Source organism: Hominimerdicola alba (assembly GCF_900109655.1).
Classification (GTDB): Bacteria; Bacillota; Clostridia; order Oscillospirales; family Ruminococcaceae; genus Hominimerdicola; species Hominimerdicola alba_B.
This window is the reverse complement of sequence record NZ_FOAT01000003.1, coordinates 247,033-265,803: the sequence shown is the minus strand read 5'-3', so window position 1 is coordinate 265,803 and position 18,771 is coordinate 247,033. Positions and strand designations below refer to the sequence as shown.

12 protein-coding genes, 1 pseudogene and 1 CRISPR repeat array (1 of these 14 only partly in view) are annotated in these 18,771 nt (G+C 42.4%); of the genes and pseudogenes, 7 read left to right on the top strand and 6 right to left on the bottom strand.

Going from position 1 to position 18,771, the window contains the following annotated elements; translation table 11 throughout:
- Positions 1 to 254: 254 nt before the first annotated feature.
- Positions 255 to 1,955: a recombinase family protein gene (locus tag BMY75_RS05265; RefSeq protein WP_074830761.1), complete on the bottom strand. Its 1,701-nt coding sequence runs from the start codon at positions 1,953 to 1,955 to the stop codon at positions 255 to 257.
- Positions 1,956 to 2,092: 137 nt separating this feature from the next.
- On the opposite strand from BMY75_RS05265, the gene rhuM reads away from it, so the two are divergent.
- Positions 2,093 to 3,043, top strand: a complete 951-nt coding sequence (gene rhuM, locus BMY75_RS05260) for a virulence protein RhuM/Fic/DOC family protein (RefSeq protein WP_242940170.1) — start codon at positions 2,093 to 2,095, stop codon at positions 3,041 to 3,043.
- A gap of 71 nt (positions 3,044 to 3,114) precedes the next feature.
- Here the strand turns inward: rhuM and BMY75_RS17890 are convergent, their stop codons facing one another.
- From BMY75_RS17890 to BMY75_RS05245, 3 genes are all read right to left on the bottom strand, one after another.
- Positions 3,115 to 3,261, bottom strand: a complete 147-nt coding sequence (locus BMY75_RS17890) for a hypothetical protein (RefSeq protein WP_170844250.1) — start codon at positions 3,259 to 3,261, stop codon at positions 3,115 to 3,117.
- 257 nt (positions 3,262 to 3,518) lie between these two features.
- Positions 3,519 to 3,926: a coiled-coil domain-containing protein gene (locus BMY75_RS05250; protein WP_074830755.1), complete on the bottom strand. Its 408-nt coding sequence runs from the start codon at positions 3,924 to 3,926 to the stop codon at positions 3,519 to 3,521.
- A 749-nt stretch (positions 3,927 to 4,675) separates the two neighbouring features.
- Positions 4,676 to 8,005 carry a DUF4132 domain-containing protein gene (locus tag BMY75_RS05245; RefSeq protein WP_074830752.1) on the bottom strand — a complete coding sequence of 1,110 codons (3,330 nt, stop codon included), beginning with the start codon at positions 8,003 to 8,005 and terminating at the stop codon, positions 4,676 to 4,678.
- A gap of 577 nt (positions 8,006 to 8,582) precedes the next feature.
- Here BMY75_RS05245 and BMY75_RS05240 point away from each other — a divergent pair.
- The 5 genes from BMY75_RS05240 to BMY75_RS05220 all read left to right on the top strand — a co-directional run bounded on the left by BMY75_RS05240 (position 8,583) and on the right by BMY75_RS05220 (position 14,276).
- Positions 8,583 to 9,278, top strand: coding sequence for a DUF3658 domain-containing protein (locus tag BMY75_RS05240; protein WP_207646259.1), 696 nt, complete (start codon positions 8,583 to 8,585; stop codon positions 9,276 to 9,278).
- Positions 9,279 to 9,283: 5 nt separating this feature from the next.
- Positions 9,284 to 10,021 (top strand): ATP-grasp domain-containing protein, encoded by a 738-nt coding sequence (locus BMY75_RS05235; protein ID WP_074830746.1) that lies wholly within the window; start codon positions 9,284 to 9,286, stop codon positions 10,019 to 10,021.
- Positions 10,022 to 10,037: 16 nt separating this feature from the next.
- Positions 10,038 to 10,757: an AAA family ATPase gene (locus tag BMY75_RS05230; RefSeq protein WP_074830743.1), complete on the top strand. Its 720-nt coding sequence runs from the start codon at positions 10,038 to 10,040 to the stop codon at positions 10,755 to 10,757.
- A gap of 284 nt (positions 10,758 to 11,041) precedes the next feature.
- Positions 11,042 to 12,433, top strand: a complete 1,392-nt coding sequence (locus tag BMY75_RS05225) for a BspA family leucine-rich repeat surface protein (protein WP_074830739.1) — start codon at positions 11,042 to 11,044, stop codon at positions 12,431 to 12,433.
- Between the two features lie 376 nt (positions 12,434 to 12,809).
- A complete protein-coding gene (locus BMY75_RS05220; RefSeq protein ID WP_074830736.1) occupies positions 12,810 to 14,276 on the top strand; it encodes a BspA family leucine-rich repeat surface protein in 1,467 nt (488 codons plus the stop codon).
- Positions 14,277 to 14,570: 294 nt separating this feature from the next.
- Here BMY75_RS05220 and BMY75_RS18785 read toward each other — a convergent pair.
- Positions 14,571 to 15,447, bottom strand: a pseudogene (locus BMY75_RS18785) (IS1595 family transposase).
- 251 nt (positions 15,448 to 15,698) lie between these two features.
- Entirely contained in the window at positions 15,699 to 16,562 is an 864-nt protein-coding gene (locus BMY75_RS05210; RefSeq protein WP_207646258.1) for an AraC family transcriptional regulator, read from the bottom strand.
- A gap of 298 nt (positions 16,563 to 16,860) precedes the next feature.
- On the opposite strand from BMY75_RS05210, the gene BMY75_RS05205 reads away from it, so the two are divergent.
- Positions 16,861 to 18,372 (top strand): cellulase family glycosylhydrolase, encoded by a 1,512-nt coding sequence (locus BMY75_RS05205; protein ID WP_074830730.1) that lies wholly within the window; start codon positions 16,861 to 16,863, stop codon positions 18,370 to 18,372.
- Positions 18,373 to 18,605: 233 nt separating this feature from the next.
- Positions 18,606 to 18,771: a CRISPR direct-repeat array (repeat unit 36 nt; unit sequence GTTTTACTACCCTATAAAATTACACTACTCTCAAAC) (it continues 134 nt past the right edge of the window).

Here is an 18,771-nt window from a genome sequence, read left to right as displayed (position 1 = left end):
GAACATTGGCAAAATCTTAAATATGGCTTTTCAGATGTTATTTAATGTGATATGTTCAACTATAAATTAAACTAATGGTTAATCGCGCAAAAACATTTAGCATTAAAAAGTGCCTAAATGCCCACCTGAACAGACAGCAAAAAAGTCTCTGAATGCCCGATTTTTCATGTGCTTTTGAAGTAAGATAAAAATTGCCGTGCAGGTCGTGATGACTTGCGCGGCTTTATGTATCCGCCCGCTTGGGGCGGGGTAGATCAGTTCCTGCTGCCTGTCTTGTAGGCATCGATCATCTTCTTGCTGATGGGTCCTGAACGACGTGCATACCTTTCCCCAGTGCGGACATAGGTGATGTCCTCGGAAAGCCCTGTTTTCAGCTTTATTTCGAGTTTCATGCTGTTTTTGTTCGTGGGAACTACGTCTATCCTGTCGATGATCGTGCGGGCAAGTTCGTCAACTTGTTCCTTTGTCATATCTCCTTCTGGACAGTACATAGTATTAAAATATTCTTCTATTTTTTTAAGCTCAGAAACATAGTCAACTTTCTCAGCGGCTGATTTTTCAAGCTCGGAGATGTCCTCTTCCAGCTGAGATATCAGCACGTTGGCATTGTCATTGCGCTTTTTGAATTCATCGCGGCTGATAGCGTCCTCGGTGTAAAGGTCAAGGAGTTTTTCACGCTTGGCTTTTTCCTTTTCAAGCTGAACTTTCAGCTCGTTTATCTGCTTCACGGTGTTCTTCTCGGCATTGGTCTCTTTGTAGATCTTCAGGAAGTCTGCCACATATTCTTCGATATGCTCAGCCACCAGTTTGAAATGATCGGAGAGCATCAGGTAAAGGTCTTTTTCCATGATTGAGAATGATGAACATGACTTCGCACCCGAGCGCTTTTTCTCAGAGCATATCCACTGATATACAGGTTCGCCCTTTTCCACCGAGTTTGAATAACTTGTCCGCCAGTAGGGGACATTGTGAGCCCTGCACCATATCAGTCCCGTGAACACGCTTTTATCCTTGAAAGAACGAGTTCGGCTTTTTATCGCCTGACTTCTCTCACGAAGAATAACGTTGCACTTTTCCCATATCTCTTCGCTGACGATGGCAGGCACGACCTCACCCGTTTCATCCTTGTACATCACCCATTCATCCTCAGGCAGAAAGCGCTGTTCCCTTGTGCGGTAGTCCGTGACTTTTACCTTGTTGCCGCAGTACCAGCCCTTGTATTTCGGGTTGGATATTATGCCCGTTATCGTGTTGTGGTGTATCTCTGTGCCGTTTCGTCCGCGGTAGCCTTTATCATAAAGCAGTTTCTGTATCTTTCGCGAGCTGTACTTTCCTGTGGAGTAAAGCTCAAATATCAGCCTGACCATTTCAGCTTCTTTTTCGTTGATGACCAGCTTGCAGTCGTCCTTGTCATAACCGAATATCCTGTTGTTGCCCAGAACATTTCCGCTCTCGATTGACCGCTTGTGTCCCCAGCGCACTCTCTCACTCAGCTTGCGGACTTCGTCTGCCGCTATACTTGACATTATCGTAAGGCGAAGTTCAGAGTCAGTGTCGATAGTGCAGATGTTGTCATTCTGGAAGAATACGCCCACGCCTGCCCGCAGAAGTTCGCGGGTATAGGTTAGGCTGTCAACGGTATTTCTGGCAAAACGGCTGACTTCCTTAGTCAGCACAAGGTCGAAGACCCCTGCCTTGCCGTCCTCTATCATGCGCATAAAGTTCGCACGGTTTTCAGCAGATTCGCCGCGCACACGGTCAACATAGCCCTCAACATAAGTCCAGTGAGGGTTGTTCTTTATCATGTCGGTGAAGAAGTTTATCTGGTTCTCGATAGAGTTTTCCTGCTCATCGCGGGTGGTTGAAACTCGCGCATAGAAAGTTACTTTTATATCCAGGTCAAAGATGGTCTTGCGCTCCATCTTCATTTTGTTTGCAGCGGAATAAATATCCATTGTATCACCTCGGTAAATTTAAAAAATAATGATTTATCCGTACCAATATTATTTTAGCACAGACTTGCAAAAAAGTCAAGACTTGTATTATACCGGTCTTTATGATATAATACACAGTAATAAGGACGGTGGAGAATATGAAAGAAAATGAACTGATCTTGTTCGAGACCCCGGATCATTGTGTTACACTTAATGTGAATATGGACGGAGAAACGGTGTGGCTGTCCCTCGAACAGCTTACCGAACTTTTCGGACGTGATAAATCAACGATATCAAGGCACATTAAAAATGTTTTTAACGAAGGTGAGCTTGAACGAGATGCAACTGTTGCAAAATTTGCAACAGTTCAAACCGAGGGTGAACGTGAGGTTTCGAGAGATATCGAATACTATAATCTCGACGTGATAATCTCCGTAGGCTACCGTGTAAAATCCAAGCGGGGCGTTGAATTCCGCAAATGGGCGAACAAGGTGCTGAAGGATTACATAATGCGTGGCTATGCTGTAAACAATAAGCGTATAGAACAGATAGGTGAGGTCATACGCATTATGAAACGTGCAGAAAATCAGCTGGATGCAAAGCAGGTGCTGTCTGTTATCGAGAAGTTCAACAAGGCACTCGATCTGCTTGATGATTACGATCACCAGACATTGAAGAAGCCCTCGGGCAACAAAGCGGTGTATGTTCTCGGTTATGATGAGTGCAGAAAGGTCATAAACGAGATGAAGTTTGCATCAGACAGCGAGCTCTTCGGCAACGAAAAGGACGATTCATTCAAGGGAAGTATTGCCAATATCTATCAGGAATTTGCGGGAGTTGAGATATATCCCACCCTTGAAGAAAAAGCGGCGAACCTGCTGTACTTTGTCACCAAGAACCATTCCTTTTCCGATGGAAACAAGCGTATAGCCGCAGCAATGTTTTTGTATTTTCTAGACAAGAACCATGCATTATTTCTGGACGATGAAAAAACGGAAAAGGCTATATCCGATCAGACGCTTGCAGCTCTCACCATAATGATAGCCGAATCCAAGCCCTCGGAAAAGGAAATGATGATAAACGTTGTAATGAACTGCATGGTAAAATGATCTCAGTACCGCACATCAAAAACAGAATCATCATAGTAAAATGACCGCCGGATAACAGCGGTCATTTTCTTTTATGCTTTCAGCTTGCCGATCGCTTCCACCATGCGGCTGCACCGCTCAATGTCGATCATACCCTCCTTGTACAGCAGGTTAGCCCATGCTTCAAGAGTCTGCTTTTTCAGTGCAAGCTCAGCTTTTTTGTCTTTCTTTTCTCTCATATCACCGACTCCTTTTCTAGTATTATTGGAAAGGGTGTCAGTTTTATTCGATGTATTTTCGTTCCTTTTGTTCTCGTAGTTTGTATTCAAATCATTTTCTCCTTTCGGTTTGAAAGGAGGTGAAGTGCTGTTTCGGCTGGTGGCAATTCCGCTGAATCAGCTCCTGCCGTCAAGGCATTACGGCAGGTATGCACGGAGATGATATTTTAGTGCAAAATATAAGGAGTTTTATCTGCCGAAGCTGGCAAAACTTCGGATCATGATTTCGGGTCAGCAGTAACATTTTCACCCGGACAAGGCGAACTACCGGGAGTATTTTTAGCGTCGATGTTCTGCTTGACCTGCTCGTTTTTGAGTTTATCCCGCTCAGCCTGATCGTGTTTCAGCTGCTCGATAAAACCTCGGTTTCGGTTGTCGTTCATTATCCTGTCGAACTTTTTGATGAAATCTTCGGAAGAAAGTGAGTACCCGAAAAGTGACATTACGTGCTCGTAGATCTTGTTCTTTTCTTTTTGCTTGATCTCTTCAAGCTCAGCATTGATCTCTTTTTCGAGCTTTTCATAGGCTTTGTAGGTCGGCTTCATATCTTCAAGGTTCTTGTCGATACGAGCTTTCAGCTTGTTGCGCTTCTCCATCTTTTCTTCGAGTGTGATCTTTTTAGACATAGCATCTTCCTTTCATTCTGAACTTTTGGTCGGTACGGTGTTCGGAAAATCTGCCCGAACAGCAGGTACTAAAACATAGAAATCACCCCTTGACCGAAGTACGATCATATCATTTTTTAATTTTGGTATTACTCATTATCATGGCATTAAGTAACATCTGCTGAATATTACGCGGATTTCATATATTTACGTTTGCATTAGAGTATTGTTAAGGGTCACGGGTCCCCCTTAACAGCCGGATCGCGGTGGGAGGAATGCGATCTGGAAGAAAGTGGTAAAGTATGCACCTCTTTCTATACTTGCTTTGCAAATAGCAAATACTGCCAGCAGATTATACCTATAAACAGCTGCTTTCGGAACAATATGATACACCAAAACGCTTCTGCCGATCAGGCGTGAACTCGGCGTAATATTCTTGGTTAAAATATTTGCATCATGATGCTGAAGATTACCGAACTGTTGTTCGATGATTAAATTATATCATATCGAACATAAGTTTGTCAATAGAGCGAAAGAACATTTGTTTGAGAATCTAAAAAAGCGCATTTCGGACTTTTGGGTTTCGTTGATTTTATCAATTTTGATAAGCGCGCGAACAAAAAAGGATTATGATTAAAAATAAGTCCTGCACATGGGCTGCAGTGAATTGTGGCATAGAGTAACAGCTACTATGCAGGAAAATTCATTCCTGCACAGCAGCTGTTATACTTTATTTATTACATCTTCGAGATATCCCTCAGAGCACTATATCACACGAACACCTTGCTCAGCTGGTACATTATCTCGCTGAAATATCTGTCACTGAGCTCATTAATGGTAATGCTCTCATTACCAGGAAGTTTGTAGAAATAGAGTCCTTCTATGGTAACATCATCTTCTTTGTTCCTGTATATCTCAACACTCATGCCCGAATTCATCAGACTCGCCTTTATGCCATTGTTTCTCGCAAAAATATCCTCACGTAGAAATTCATCGATCATTGCGCCGTCACCTGCAGTACCCTTGCTCCAGCCTATTTTGCTCATTGCACCTGCAAGCTCGATTGTCTTCATTACCCGACCATTGAAACGTTCAATACATTCACTGCTTTTTTCCTCGTCTGTCGGCTTGAATATGTTCCTGCCGAGCTGCGGGAACGGCTGTATGATATCGTAGTCTTTGAGCTGCTGCTTCCATGCTGAAAGTTCCTCATCAGTGAGTTCAACAGGGTGAACGAGCCCTATCTTTGCATTTTCGGGTATGGTGAATTCTTCGTCATCAACGGTAGTGAAGCTGCCGTCATCAAGATATCGGAAGCACTTTTCAAGTTTATCATCTTTATAAGTTCCCCAGATAAGACCAATTGCAAAACGGTGCATTATAGGATTTGCAACGAAAAGCTTTTTCCAGTTCTGAGAAGACCAGCTGCGTGCGGTGCGCATGGTATCTTCCAGTCGCACTAGCTGTGCCGCAACTAAGGTTTTCATCTGCTTTTTCATGGCTGTAAATTCCTTGTATGCGTCATCTGCAAGAGATTTTTCGTCGTCAGCTGTCGGCTTCGGAATGGTTTTTAGTTTCTTTTCGTCACAGTATATCTCGAGTTCAAGTTTAGGAGAGATATACACCTTGAAACGCCTGCTGCCGTAGTCAAAAGTGCGGCACATATTCTCATCGAAGTCCAGGTCGGGTATCATAAGGTCAGCAAATTCTTCCTTGCTTATGCCCAGCTTTTCTGCAGCACATAACAAAGCGTCCGCAGATGCCTTGCGTATCGAATTGAACCTGTGCTTGCGGGACATTTTTTCAACTTTCATGATATACTCGCTGCTGCCATTTAGGGTTATCGCATGGGGTATCTCCTTGGCGAGAGCGCCCTTCTGCCACAGTGGCCAAAAATCCATAAGCTCGTCAAATATTATAAGTGCCTGTTTGCCACCGTAAACGCTTGCAAAATATAGAACCCATTTGTATTTCGCCTGAGCCAACAGTGTAGGGGAATACTCATATTCCAGTTCCTCAAAAGCCTCCAGCCACTGAGGTTTTACCTCCGGTGGGGTAATAAGCCACCTGTTCAGGACTTCATTCGCGAGATTGCAAACGTCATTGGGTACAAGTTCGGATACTATGATATCTGCATTCGGGTCTTTCAATCCCACGGAATTTGCAAAGCACAGCATGAGGGCTTTTAGATAGCTTTCGTCTGCAACCGTGCCGTTCTTTTTGTGTACAGGCGAAAGGGGTTCTTTAAATAACCAGTCCAACTTCGAAGTCTTCTTACCCTTGGTCATTTCTTTTACTATGTCCTCGGCAGAAACCTTTTCATTGGAGCTGTCATCTCCCGATACCACCGCAAGCATACTGCCTATACGTGCTTTCAGCTTGTCGGTCTTCTCGGTGGAAAGTGCTTTTTTTAGCTCAGGGATATATGCCTTTGCGCCTTGCCTTTCGATCAGGGTAAGTGCGAGATCTCTTGCCGATGATTTTTTAGATTTAAGCAGGGTTTTTATTTCATCAGTCCAGTCGGGGTGATTGGTGATGATATCGGATACGGTATCGCGTACAGATTTTGCTGTATCTTCCGCCAGTGCAACTATCTGCCTGCGGTACTTGTTTTCGTCTTTCCTGAAAAGTGCCAGTGCGATACCCTTAGCCGCCGATGTGCATTTTGTGATATCTGCGGAAGCTATCTCGTCTATATGGGCAGAAAAGCAGTTTATGTAATCTTCCACCGCTGAATTGTAATGCTCCGAAATATTTCCGCAAATATCAAGTGCCTGAGCGATATTCGCACCCACAGCCAATAATTTGTCTGCTATACCTGTGATATCTCTGCCGCTGTATCCTGTCACTTTATACAGATGATTGCTGTATCTACCGATACTACTGCCAAGTACTGCGATACAGCGTATAATGAAATCGTCCTCGCCAAATATATCGAAATATTTACATTTTGCCGGAGCATCATATCCCAGTTTTGTACCTTTAATTATTGCCCATACCTTATCAAATGAGATCTCACCATTGAGATAGGCTTTGATCTTGTCCTTTTCCTTATAGCATGAAGCTGCAACATCGGCTGTTTTTTCCCTTGCGATGTTCCTTATCTCATCATCGTTTATGCTCTCATCAGGCTTCACCGCTTTCAGGGCAATATTCATCGTCATCATATTCTCAACACCTTGCTGTTCCAGCATTAGTTTTTTGAATGGTCCGGTCTGCATTTTTGCGGCGGAATGCATAGGTATTTCGGGATCACGATGGAGCGTCAGTAAGTTATTGAGTATCTCCTTGTTGAATGTACCATCAACCGCAAAAAGCGCATCAAATGCCCGATAGGGATTTTTATTATATTCCCAGATGCAGTTGTAAATGGCACTTGCTTTTTCAGAGGCATATTTGTTGAAATGTGCCTTTATATGTTCATCGAAAAAGATAGCAGGCGCAAGTGCCGTAAGAAGATATACATCGTCCTTTGCAATATCACTATTCATTATATCATTGATCACGGCTATCGCCCTCTGCGCTTCATCGGAAATCTTTTCGCCCTCGGGCAGCGGCATATATTCCAGAGCGTTTGCGCACAGCATCAGCTTTATGGCATAAGCATTTTCCGAAGTCAGTTCAGCCGCTTTAATATACATTTCGGGCTCCTTCGGGAAATCATCGCGGATAAATCCCCTATGGTAATAAAACGCCGAAAAGTGTACCGAAAATGACCTTGCCTCAGCCTCATCGCCCCAGACCTCTTTCATGGTTTCTATTGCCATACTTCTGAAACTTGAATCATTTATGGTTGTCATATCCCATTTCAGCGGCATTGTCAACCTATGAGCCTCACAATCGAGCAGCCTGTAGCTTAGGAGTATGATCCTGCGGTAAAGTTCCTCGCTGCCAAGAGGTATCACATCTTGCCTGAAAGCATGACGATAGTCACCTATATCATTATCCCCTATATCTATATCCTGCACCGTCAGTGAATCCAAAATAGACATATCACGTTCCTTGCTGATATCCAGCCATTCAAGCGCAGTTGCAGTTATATCCCTGCCAAAACCCGATCTCAGCATTCTCTGTTCAAGATTTGGAAACTTCATCGCCATTTGTATCAATTCCTTTCATTTGGTAACATGATCTGTATTGCTAATGAGTGAGATGATTTTCAATATATGCCGTCACAGAACGACCTGAATCATATTTTCTGAATTAATGATTTTTTCCATATAAACCAATTATATCATTTTTCAGCACATAAGTCAATTTTTACCTTGATATGTAGCCTTTTCGCAATATCCCTCATAGAATTATATGATATTATGATCTGATGTTTCATTAACATAGTTTATGCCGCTTTCAAGATACTGTACTATTTGTATATTTCATATGCCCTAACATGGAGTTGAAGGTTATTGACCTCAACATCGGTTCATTCGCAAAATTACATATTTGTACTTCTCGCCGAGATGTGATAATAGCTGAATGCACAATTGTCAGAAGATATTTTTGTGTGATTTTTTTCTTTCAAAAAGGGAAAAGTCCGAAAATAGTTACCACAAACTTAGAAATGTGTGATATAATAGGAGAAACAAATCGTATTTGAAAAGGGGTGTCGGTATGATAAATCTGTTTTCAGATGAGTTTATTGCAGGCATAGCATGTTCAAAGGAAAGAAAACTGTGTTTGGATAGAAGAACAATATTAAGTGTACATCTTCAGCTTTATGCAGGTGATATAAGAACACCCTTTTCTGTCAGTTCAAGGCGTGAGATATATGGTGCGTATTTTGAAGAACTTGTTGATAGTGTGGCGGAAAGTATCCGCAGACTGAAAAAGGCATTAAAGGAAGACAACAGCGTGTGTATCTGGTATTCCGAAAAGGAAGCTGATGAATATCTTGCTATGCTGGCTTTTGTCGAGTGGCTGACTGATAAAGGGGCTGTTATCTACCTTTGTGATTACACAGAGGCTTGCCCTGATATGTATACAAATTGCGATTGTGAATTTCTGTTTCGTCCCGAAATGCATCTGCTGACGAATGAAGAAAGAAGCAAATATCTCGCTGAACTTGAACGTCTGAAAAAGGAGAATACCAAACTCAGAATGTATTCAAATGGCAGGATCGTGAGTCTGCCTGAGGATAGCTACGATGAACGGATACTCGAAGTTATAGGCGATAAAGAAATGCAGACAATAATGGTCTATCCCGAACTTTGGGACGAAATGCCGCTTATGCTGACATTTATTCTGTATAGGATACGCTGCATGATAGCATCGGGTGTGCTTGAAGTTGTCAAGGACGGAAAGATCGAAAGCGGTATGTATGGCACAGGCGATGATTTCGGAAAAACGATAGTCAGGAAAAAGCGAAAGGAGTAAAAACCATGAAAGTATACATTCAATCAAAACCAAACGGTATCCCTCACAGCCATAATTTCTACAGTGCCTACGAAGGCTTTTTTCAGATGGGCTTTGAGATAGTACCGTTTTCAAAACAGTCAGAACTGAAAAACAGCAATAAAGAAGATATCATCGTGGGGTATGTAAACAATGTCCGCGACCGTTTGTACGATATCGGTATTATAACCCCCGAGATAGATCATCCCGAGTCTATAAAGAAATATCTGGGTAGGAAGATATGGACTTCGACGATAAACACCATCAACACTCACCCCGAACTTTGGCCTGTTTTCGTGAAGCCTGTTGAGGATAAAAAGTTCACGGGAGTTGTGGTCAGAAGTCCGAAAGACCTTATCGGCTGCGGCACATATGGCACAGATGTCCCAGTGACTTGCAGCGAGATACTTGATCTTCGTGCGGAATGGCGCGTGTTCGTTAGGTACGGGAATATACTGGATGTGCGCAGGTACAAGGGCGACTGGCGGCTGCATTACGACCCTGCGGTGATAGAAAATGCGATCAAAGAATTCACAGATGCCCCTGCGGGATATGCGATTGACTTCGGTGTGACAGCGGACGGAAAGACTGTTCTCATCGAAGTGAATGACGGCTATTCGCTGGGAAGCTACGGTCTGATGGAGAACTATTATGCCAAACTCCTCTCCGCCCGCTGGGCTGAACTTACGGGGACGGATGACGAGTGTGCGTTTGATTTGAAGTGAAAAAGGAGCTAATACCATGCTCGACAACTTCGACCTTTACATACGCTCCCTCAGCATCGACTGGGGTTCGATCTATGAAAACAGCTACCTGCGTAAGATACCGTCTATTGCTGCGCTTACCGAACTCGAATTCCACAATGCCGTGACATTTTTTGTGGGCGAAAACGGCAGCGGTAAGTCAACTTTGCTGGAAGCTATCGCTGTGGGTTATGGGTTCAATCCCGAGGGCGGTACCAAGAATTACAACTTTTCGACTTTTGATTCGCACTCGGAACTTTGCGATGCGCTGACGCTTTCAAAGGGATATAAGAAAGCAAACTGGGGATATTTTCTGCGGGCGGAGAGCTTCTACAATGTTGCTACTGCTGAGGAGGAGTATGGCAGGCTGAGTAAATATCCTCAGCATTTCCACGAACATTCCCACGGCGAGAGCTTTTTGCAGCTGGCACAGACGAACTTCAAGCCAAACGGGCTGTATATCCTGGACGAGCCCGAAGCTGCCCTATCTCCCCAAAGACAGCTGACGCTTCTGCTGGAGATAGCCCGCTGTGTTAATGAGGGCTCGCAGTTTATCATAGCGACCCACTCGCCGATACTGCTGGGTTTTCCCGATGTGGAGATACTGAATTTTGACGATGAACTGCGTCCGTGCAGATATGAGGACACCGAGAGCTATATCATAACTAAGATGTTCGTGAATGACAGGGGGAGGGTTTTAAGGCAGCTGATGGAATGAAAGAAATCACAGGGATAACAAATTATAGTGTAGATTAGAACAGTAATAAATAAAAATAGGTATGCATTTTAGATGTGGATCAGGCATGAAAAATCTGACCGATGATACCGGAATGAATCCTTTGACCAAAATATACATTAATATGATCTTCTAATATAGATAAGTAACGAATGATTAAGAAATTGTATCGCAATTATTGACATTAATAATGATGTGTGCTATCATATCTTTGGAAAACATTGATATATTGCCGTTTCGGCACTAGAATTCAGGAGGACATAAATATGAAGTTAAAAAAAGTTTTAGCAGTAGTGATGTCACTTTGTATGGTGGCAGGAACTGTCAGTTATGGTGCGCCTGTTATAACACAGAGCATAACTGCGCAGGCAGCCGATTCAGCAACAAACGGTTTTTCATTTAACCAAACAACAGGCAGGCTTACGCTTAGCGGTACGGTTGATGGTGATGTTTTGCGTAAATTTAACAATAAGTATGGCTATCGTGTTAAATCTGTCACAGCTGAAAAAGGAACAGTTCTTCCTGAAGACAGCAAAAATCTTTTTTATAATTATACAAATTGTACTTCTATCGACCTTTCAAATGCGGATACAAGTAATGTTAAAAATATGAGCGGTATGTTCTTTTATTGTTCTAGCCTAACTAAACTTGATGTAAGCGGATTTGATACAAGCAGGGTTACAAATATGAGTGATATGTTCAGTGGCTGTAACGAATTGACATCACTTGATGTAAGCAAATTTAACACAAGCAAAGTTACAGATATGAGTTTCATGTTTGGCTGTTTCAAATTGACTTCACTTGATGTTACTGCATTTGATACAAGCAGGGTTACAAATATGTATGCTATGTTCAGTTGCTGTAAAAGCTTGACATCGCTTGATTTAAGTGGTTTTGATACGAGCAGAGTTACAACTATGGGCAATATGTTCCATTACTGTGAAAGCTTGACATCGCTTGATTTAAGTAGTTTTGATACAAGTAAAGTCACAGATATGTACCAAATGTTTGGTAAGTGTTCAAAACTAACCACACTAAATTTAAGCTCTTTTGATACAAGCAATGTTAAAAATATTAGTTATATGTTTTATGGCTGCGGTGAATTGACATCACTTGATTTAAGTGGTTTTGATACAAGCAAGGTTACAGAAAAGTCTGATTTGTACTGTTCTAGTTGTATGTTTAGTTCTTGTAATAAACTGGAGTCCCTTACTCTTGGTGAGAATTTCAAAAATGTTCTCAAAAAAGCACAACTTCCCAACAGCAAAGTCTGGGTAAATATGAAAGCTCCTACAAGAATAGTAAGCGGTGACGATAAATTTGCAGTTATCAAAAATAACGGAAAGAATACCTATATAACCTATACTCCCACCTATCCTACCAACATCAAAGTCGAATACAGCCAAGACTATAACCTGAAATCTCACCAGGTAAGATTCTCATGGAAAGAAGTCGAAGGCGCTGACAGATACGCTATAGCTGTATATCTCGCCGGCAAGTGGAAGGTTCAGGATAAGGGCATTACCGATACTTCTTACACTACTCCCAAAAGCATGACCCCCGACACGACTTACAAAGTTGCTATCGCCGCCAGAGTTGACGGAAAATGGGATACAGCAAATGCTATCAAAAATGCTGTGACTGTTACTATAAAGTGATAGCTTTCTAGGCAAAATATTTTTAAATATCAAAACGGATAGACCGTCATTATCTGGCGGCTATCCGTTTTTGTTGTTTAATGAATTGTGCGGCTTTATGTATGACGCGGGGAGGTATACGCTTACATTCCGAAATCTAATGAAGTATAATAAGCTTCAAGCAAAACCATGCAGTAAATTGGATACTCCAATTTGATAAATGTAGTTTATTGGAGTACATAAGACAGTGGCTAAGTGTATTCTTGCGCATTTTGGGTGTATGATCGAGAAAAAAAGGCAATATTGCTATTGACAGCTAAATAATTGTATGCTACAATAACCGAGATAGTTAAATATATTAATATATTTAACTTGGTTAATTAAGGAGGGCATAATTATGCAGATCAAAAAATTTTTAGCAGTAGTAATGTCATTATGTATGGTAGCGGGAACCGTCAGTTATGGTGCGCCTGTTATAACACAAAGTATTACAGCACAGGCAGATGAACTTGAGACTGATTGTTATTCTTTTGATGAAGAAACAGGTGTACTTATGCTCAGGGGTGAGGTATACGGTACAGTTTTAGGTGAATTTAAATTTAAATATGGATACGGAAATAAAGTAAAATCCATTGTAGCTGAAGATGGTACGATCTTACCTGGAAATAGCAGTAGTCTCTTTTCAGGTTTTAATAATTGTATTTCAATTGACCTTTCAAAAGCTGATGCAAGCCGCGTTGGAACTATGAATACAATGTTCTCCGGCTGTAAAAGTTTGACTACACTCGATCTTAGCGGTTTGGATACCAGCAACGTTTCTGATATGAGCTGGATGTTCTATGAATGTGCAAGTCTGACCTCACTTGATCTGAGTGGGTTCAATACCGGCAAAGTCGGAACTATGGAGAGTATGTTCTATGAATGTAACAATCTGACTACACTTGATATAAGCGGATTTGATACAAGAAATGTTATAACTATGGAAAAAATGTTCAGCGGCTGTTCTAAACTGACATCGCTGGATGTAAGTGGATTTAAAACAACAAGTCTTGTATATATGAACAGTATGTTTAATGAGTGTTCCAGCCTGACTGCACTCGATATGGGTGGTTTTAATACAAGCTATGTTAAGGATATGACTAAGATCTTCAATGGATGCTCTAATCTTACCTCACTTAATGTAAGCAGTTTTGATGGAAGCAGTTCCAAGAATATGTATAGCATGTTCAATGGATGTTCCAAATTGACTAAGATCGATCTGAGTAACTTTACTACAAATAATCCCGGTAATATGACGTATATGTTTGCTGACTGCAGCAGTTTGACCGAACTTGATCTGGGTAAATTCAGCATAAGCAGCATAACTTCTATCGGTGAAATGTTCCTTAATTGTAATAGCCTGAAAAAGCTTACTCTTGGCGAGAATTTTGAAAAAGTAAAAGAAATAGCTGATCTGCCTAACGGAGACGGCTGGGTAAACGTAAACGACCCCTCAACTGTAGTAAGCGGCGACTATAAGATCGCAGTTATAGTAAACGAAGGCAAGAACACCTACAAGCGCTTACCTATCGAAGAAGAAACAAAGATCACCTACCCCACAAACATAAAAGTTGAATACAGCGAGAAATATCATCAGGTAAGATTCACCTGGGATAAGGTCGATGGTGCTGACAGATACGGCATAGCTGTATACTTGGCTGGCAAGTGGAGAGTACAGGCTCAGAATATAACCGACACAGTATATACTTCACCCAAAAACCTTACTCCCGGCAAGGCATACAAAGTAGCAATTGCGGCAAGAGTGAACGGCGAATGGGACACAGCAAACGCTATCAAAAATGCTGTGAATGTTATTATAAAGTGATAGGCTGAAATTGGTTTAATTTGATATACACAAATGGGGTGCTGCGGTTGCAACACCCCATTAAAATTTCACTTCTTTTTCCTGATAAGATGGACTACATATATGATAATTATTATGGGTAAGAGAATCCCTTATCCTATAAAATTACACTACTCTCAAACTAGCCACCAAATCCGCTTGTTAGGGAGTGAGTTTTACTACCCTATAAAATTACACTACTCTCAAACACTGAATTAAAATTTTTAAGTCTGTAATTTGTTTTATGGTTATCCCCTTAACACACCACAAGTAAGATCACTGCACCAAAGCAGCCAAAAGCCTTAAATACGCACTGTTTCCCAGCTTACGACGGTTGAATTTGTAACAAGTATTCGGCAGCATATAACGCTGTGTGGATCTTTTCGTTTCCGTGGTTAGTTCCCATGATCATTGCTTTGAAGTTTGATATAACTTTATGCATCCAATTCAGCTGACCACTTGTCGGATCATATGTCTCAAAAACATGGAAGTATTTCTGTGCCAGCGGTTTCTTGTAACTTCGAGCATTATCACTCTCGATCTTCGAGCCTGCGCGGATATTATCCCTGGCAAATCTACCCACAGTTATGCCCTTTAAATTCGGCACATCGCTCATTTTAACGTACTCGGGATTTCCTGCTGCGTTCTTCGATAAAGCTACGATCATCTTGACTTTTTCAGTACCTCTGCCGCGCTTTTTACCGTGAGTCGGAGCACCGAGATACGTGTCATCAAGTTCAACGATCCCGTTGAGCAAATAGCGTTCTTCACAGCATTTCATAGCTTTTCTGATGCGATGAAGGATGTACCAGGCTGTCTTGTAGGTCACACCTAAAGACCTCATCAGCGTAACAGCAGAAGCGCTTCATTTGTTGCTCATAATGAGGAATGCGGTGACTATCCACAGTCTGAGCGGAATATGTGTTCTGTGCATAAAAGTTCCGTTTGTGGCGGATATATCTGCTTTACAGAACTTGCAGCGCAGCAGATGGCGTGACCTTATCCTGCGGTACTCAGAGCCACCGCAAAACGGGCAGGCAAAGCCCTTTTCAAAGCGGATATCAAGCAGAAAACCCTTACAAAAACTTTCATCTGCGAACTTTGAGTATATCCCATCAAGTGTGATCTCAGGTTTCGGAAATCTTTTTGACATAGCGACAGTTCCCTTCGGTTTCTGTCACTATTATACTATATTTTCCAATTTTTGAGGTCTGTTTATTTGGACAGCATTGTAAATTATCTGTAGTGTATTAAAGGGATAACCATGACTAAAAATGGTTATCCCCCAAGTACATATAGTTTCGATATAAAACCAATTAATTTGGTGTGTTGGCGGGATAACCATAAAAAGCAATATTCGACTTTATCGGATAATTTCATACGGATTAGCTATGCATCGCGAGATCAGTACGCACTGTTAGCCGCCGAATCCATTCGGTACGCTTTGGGTGATATACCGCACTTGCGCAGAAATACTCTGCTGAAATAGCTGCTGTCGGTATAACCGCACCGCCCAGCGATTTCCGCCACAGACAGCTCTGTCTCGCGTAACAGACGGCAGGCGGTATGTAAACGCAGTTTTGTTATGTACTGCATCGGACGGCAGCCTGTCGCTTCCTTGAACAACCTCAGAAACTGACGTTCTGAATAATGAGTAAGCGCAGCAAGTTCGGTAATGGTCATTTCTTCCTGAAAATTTCGTTCGATATACGCAAGGGCAGGCGCAAGCTTTACAATGCCTGCGTCGTTTTCGATGCGGTTCGTATCATACATTCGTGAAAGCTCGACAACAAGTCGGATAAATCCCGCGCGAACCATTGTCTGCCAACCTGCCGCCCTGACGGTATATTCGGTATGAAGTGCCGCGATCATTTCCTCTATATTAAGCTGTTCATCGGGGAGCAGTTTAAGATAGCTCGTAAAGCCTTTGGTTCTTGACTGCTGTGGTTCAAGAACGAACAGAGCCTGAAACCCGGGCGCACCTGCTATGTCAAAAGAACTTAGATCAAGGAACCTCTTGCGGAACATTATGTTGCATATGTGAAAATCCTGCGGATCATCATAGCCGTGTTCGATATCCTCGGCGATGACGAAAACGCTTCCTTTCTGAATAGGATATTTCTCACCGTCAACGATATGCACGGCACTCCCCGACAGTACGATCACCAGTTCGATATAGGAATCGTGGGCGTGCAGATAAAGGGGCTCGTCATGTTCTCCGTACTGTATAAAAAACGGAAAATTTTCATCTTGCGTAAAAGCTTCCAAGGGCATACGAAACATAAATATCACCTGATTTTCACTTAAAAGTCTCGTGTCGGTTTTGTCCTGTTTTGTGGCAGTAATTTACTTGAAATCGGATAAGATAGGTGCTATTATTACTATAACATAGTTCATAACAAAAATCAACTGTAATGCAATTGTTGTTTATGGTTCTTACTCTGACACATCGCATTATACAACCGTTTAATGGGTATTAATAGTTAATGTTATTAGTATACAGAATATAGCGGTGTGCTGAAGGAATATACATATCTGTAAGGAAGAAGAAAACGGAGGGTCTACAATGAAAAGCAAACTGACAGCAGCTTTTCTGTCATGCGTGATGGTATGCAGCATGGCAGGAAACATTCAGGCAAGTGCTCTGCCGAGTAAAAACGGCACGATGCGAAATGTATCGACAGCGGAGATCGTGGGTGAAATGGGTATCGGCATCAATCTCGGAAACACGATGGAAGCTTGCGGTGACTGGATCGAAGAAGTAGATACAAAATGGGGCGACGGTGTACTCGAACCAAAGGAATATGAGACCGCATGGGGCAGCCCGATCATTACAAAGGAAATGATTGAGGGCATGGCAAACGAGGGTTTCGGAGTTGTACGTGTTCCCGTGGCTTGGTCAAATATGATGGATAAGAGCACCTATACTATCTCCCCTGCTTATACTGCCCGTGTAAAGCAGATAGTTGACTGGGTGATTGACGCAGATATGTATTGCATAATCAATATCCATTATGACAACGGATGGGTAAACAATTTCCCCTATGATGAAGAAGGCTCCATGAAACGTTATGAGACTATGTGGAAGCAGATCGCTTATGCATTCAAGGATTATGACGATCATCTTATATTTGAGTCGCAGAACGAGGAACTTGGCTGGGAGTCTATCTGGAACCCCTGGAGCGGGACGCAGTCGCAGAAAGAAAAGTCCTATGCGCTGTGCAACCGCATAAATCAGAAATTTGTAGATGTCATCCGTGCGTCTGGCGGCAATAATCCCAAGCGCCATCTGCTAATTTCGGGATATAATACCGGTATTGACCGAACCTGTGATTCGCTGTTCCGGATGCCTTACGACCCTGTGAACCGTATGGCGATATCGGTGCATTATTATACACCTGTGGGCTTTGCTATTCTTGAAGACAAGGACGAATCCTGGGCAAAGGCGCGTTCAACATGGGGTACAGACGAGGACTACCGTGAACTTAATGCCAACATGGACATGATGAAGACTAATTTTACAGACAAGGGTATCCCTGTGATAATCGGCGAGTACGGCTGTCCCACTAAGGGAAAGGAAACAGAGTCGGTCGTTCGTTTCCTGAGTGCTGTATGCAAAGCTGCATATGACCGTCAGATGTGTCCCGTCCTCTGGGCAACACCGAAGGGCGAAAATGATGGTGAATACGGCGGTCACTATGACAGAAACGCCTGCAGGATCAGTAACCCCGATCTAAAAAAAGCCTTTGACGAGATCACAGGTTTTAACGGCAAAACTCCCGTTGACCCATCTGCTGACTATCCCGTTGTCAGCAAAGTTGAATACAGCGAGAAATATCATCAGATCAGAATTACATGGTCGCCTGTTGAGGGTGCTTCAAATTACGGCATAGCAGTATATCTTGCAGGAAAATGGAGGGTACAGACTCAGAACATCCCTGCTTCTGCTACAAGCTATACAACGCCTAAGAATCTAACTCCCGGAAAGAGCTACAAGGTAGCTGTTGCAGCTAAGGCAGGCAGTGTATGGACTGCAAATGAAGCTATCAGGCACGCTTTGACAGTCACCGTTAAGTAACCGGCATATCAGCATACCTCAAAATTTTCAATACTATACTATTATAAAAGATCTAATCAGAATAGGTATCGCTTTCTTTTCTTCATAGGCGATTCCTTCTCTCAAACAATACTCTCCGACAAATATCCATCTGTCGGAGAGTATTGTTTTTATTGTAGTAAACGACATACTATATTATCGAACTAATAAAGAACAGTACACCCCCGAACGCTTTTGAAACCGCACGGCTGTATGTTTTACTACCCTATAAAATTACACTACTCTCAAACAGCAGGTGATGTTGTTCAGGTGGGCGGAGAGTTTTACTACCCTATAAAATTACACTACTCTCAAACTGATGTGGCGTACATCATACGCTCCAAGTTGTTTTACTACCCTATAAAATTACACTACTCTCAA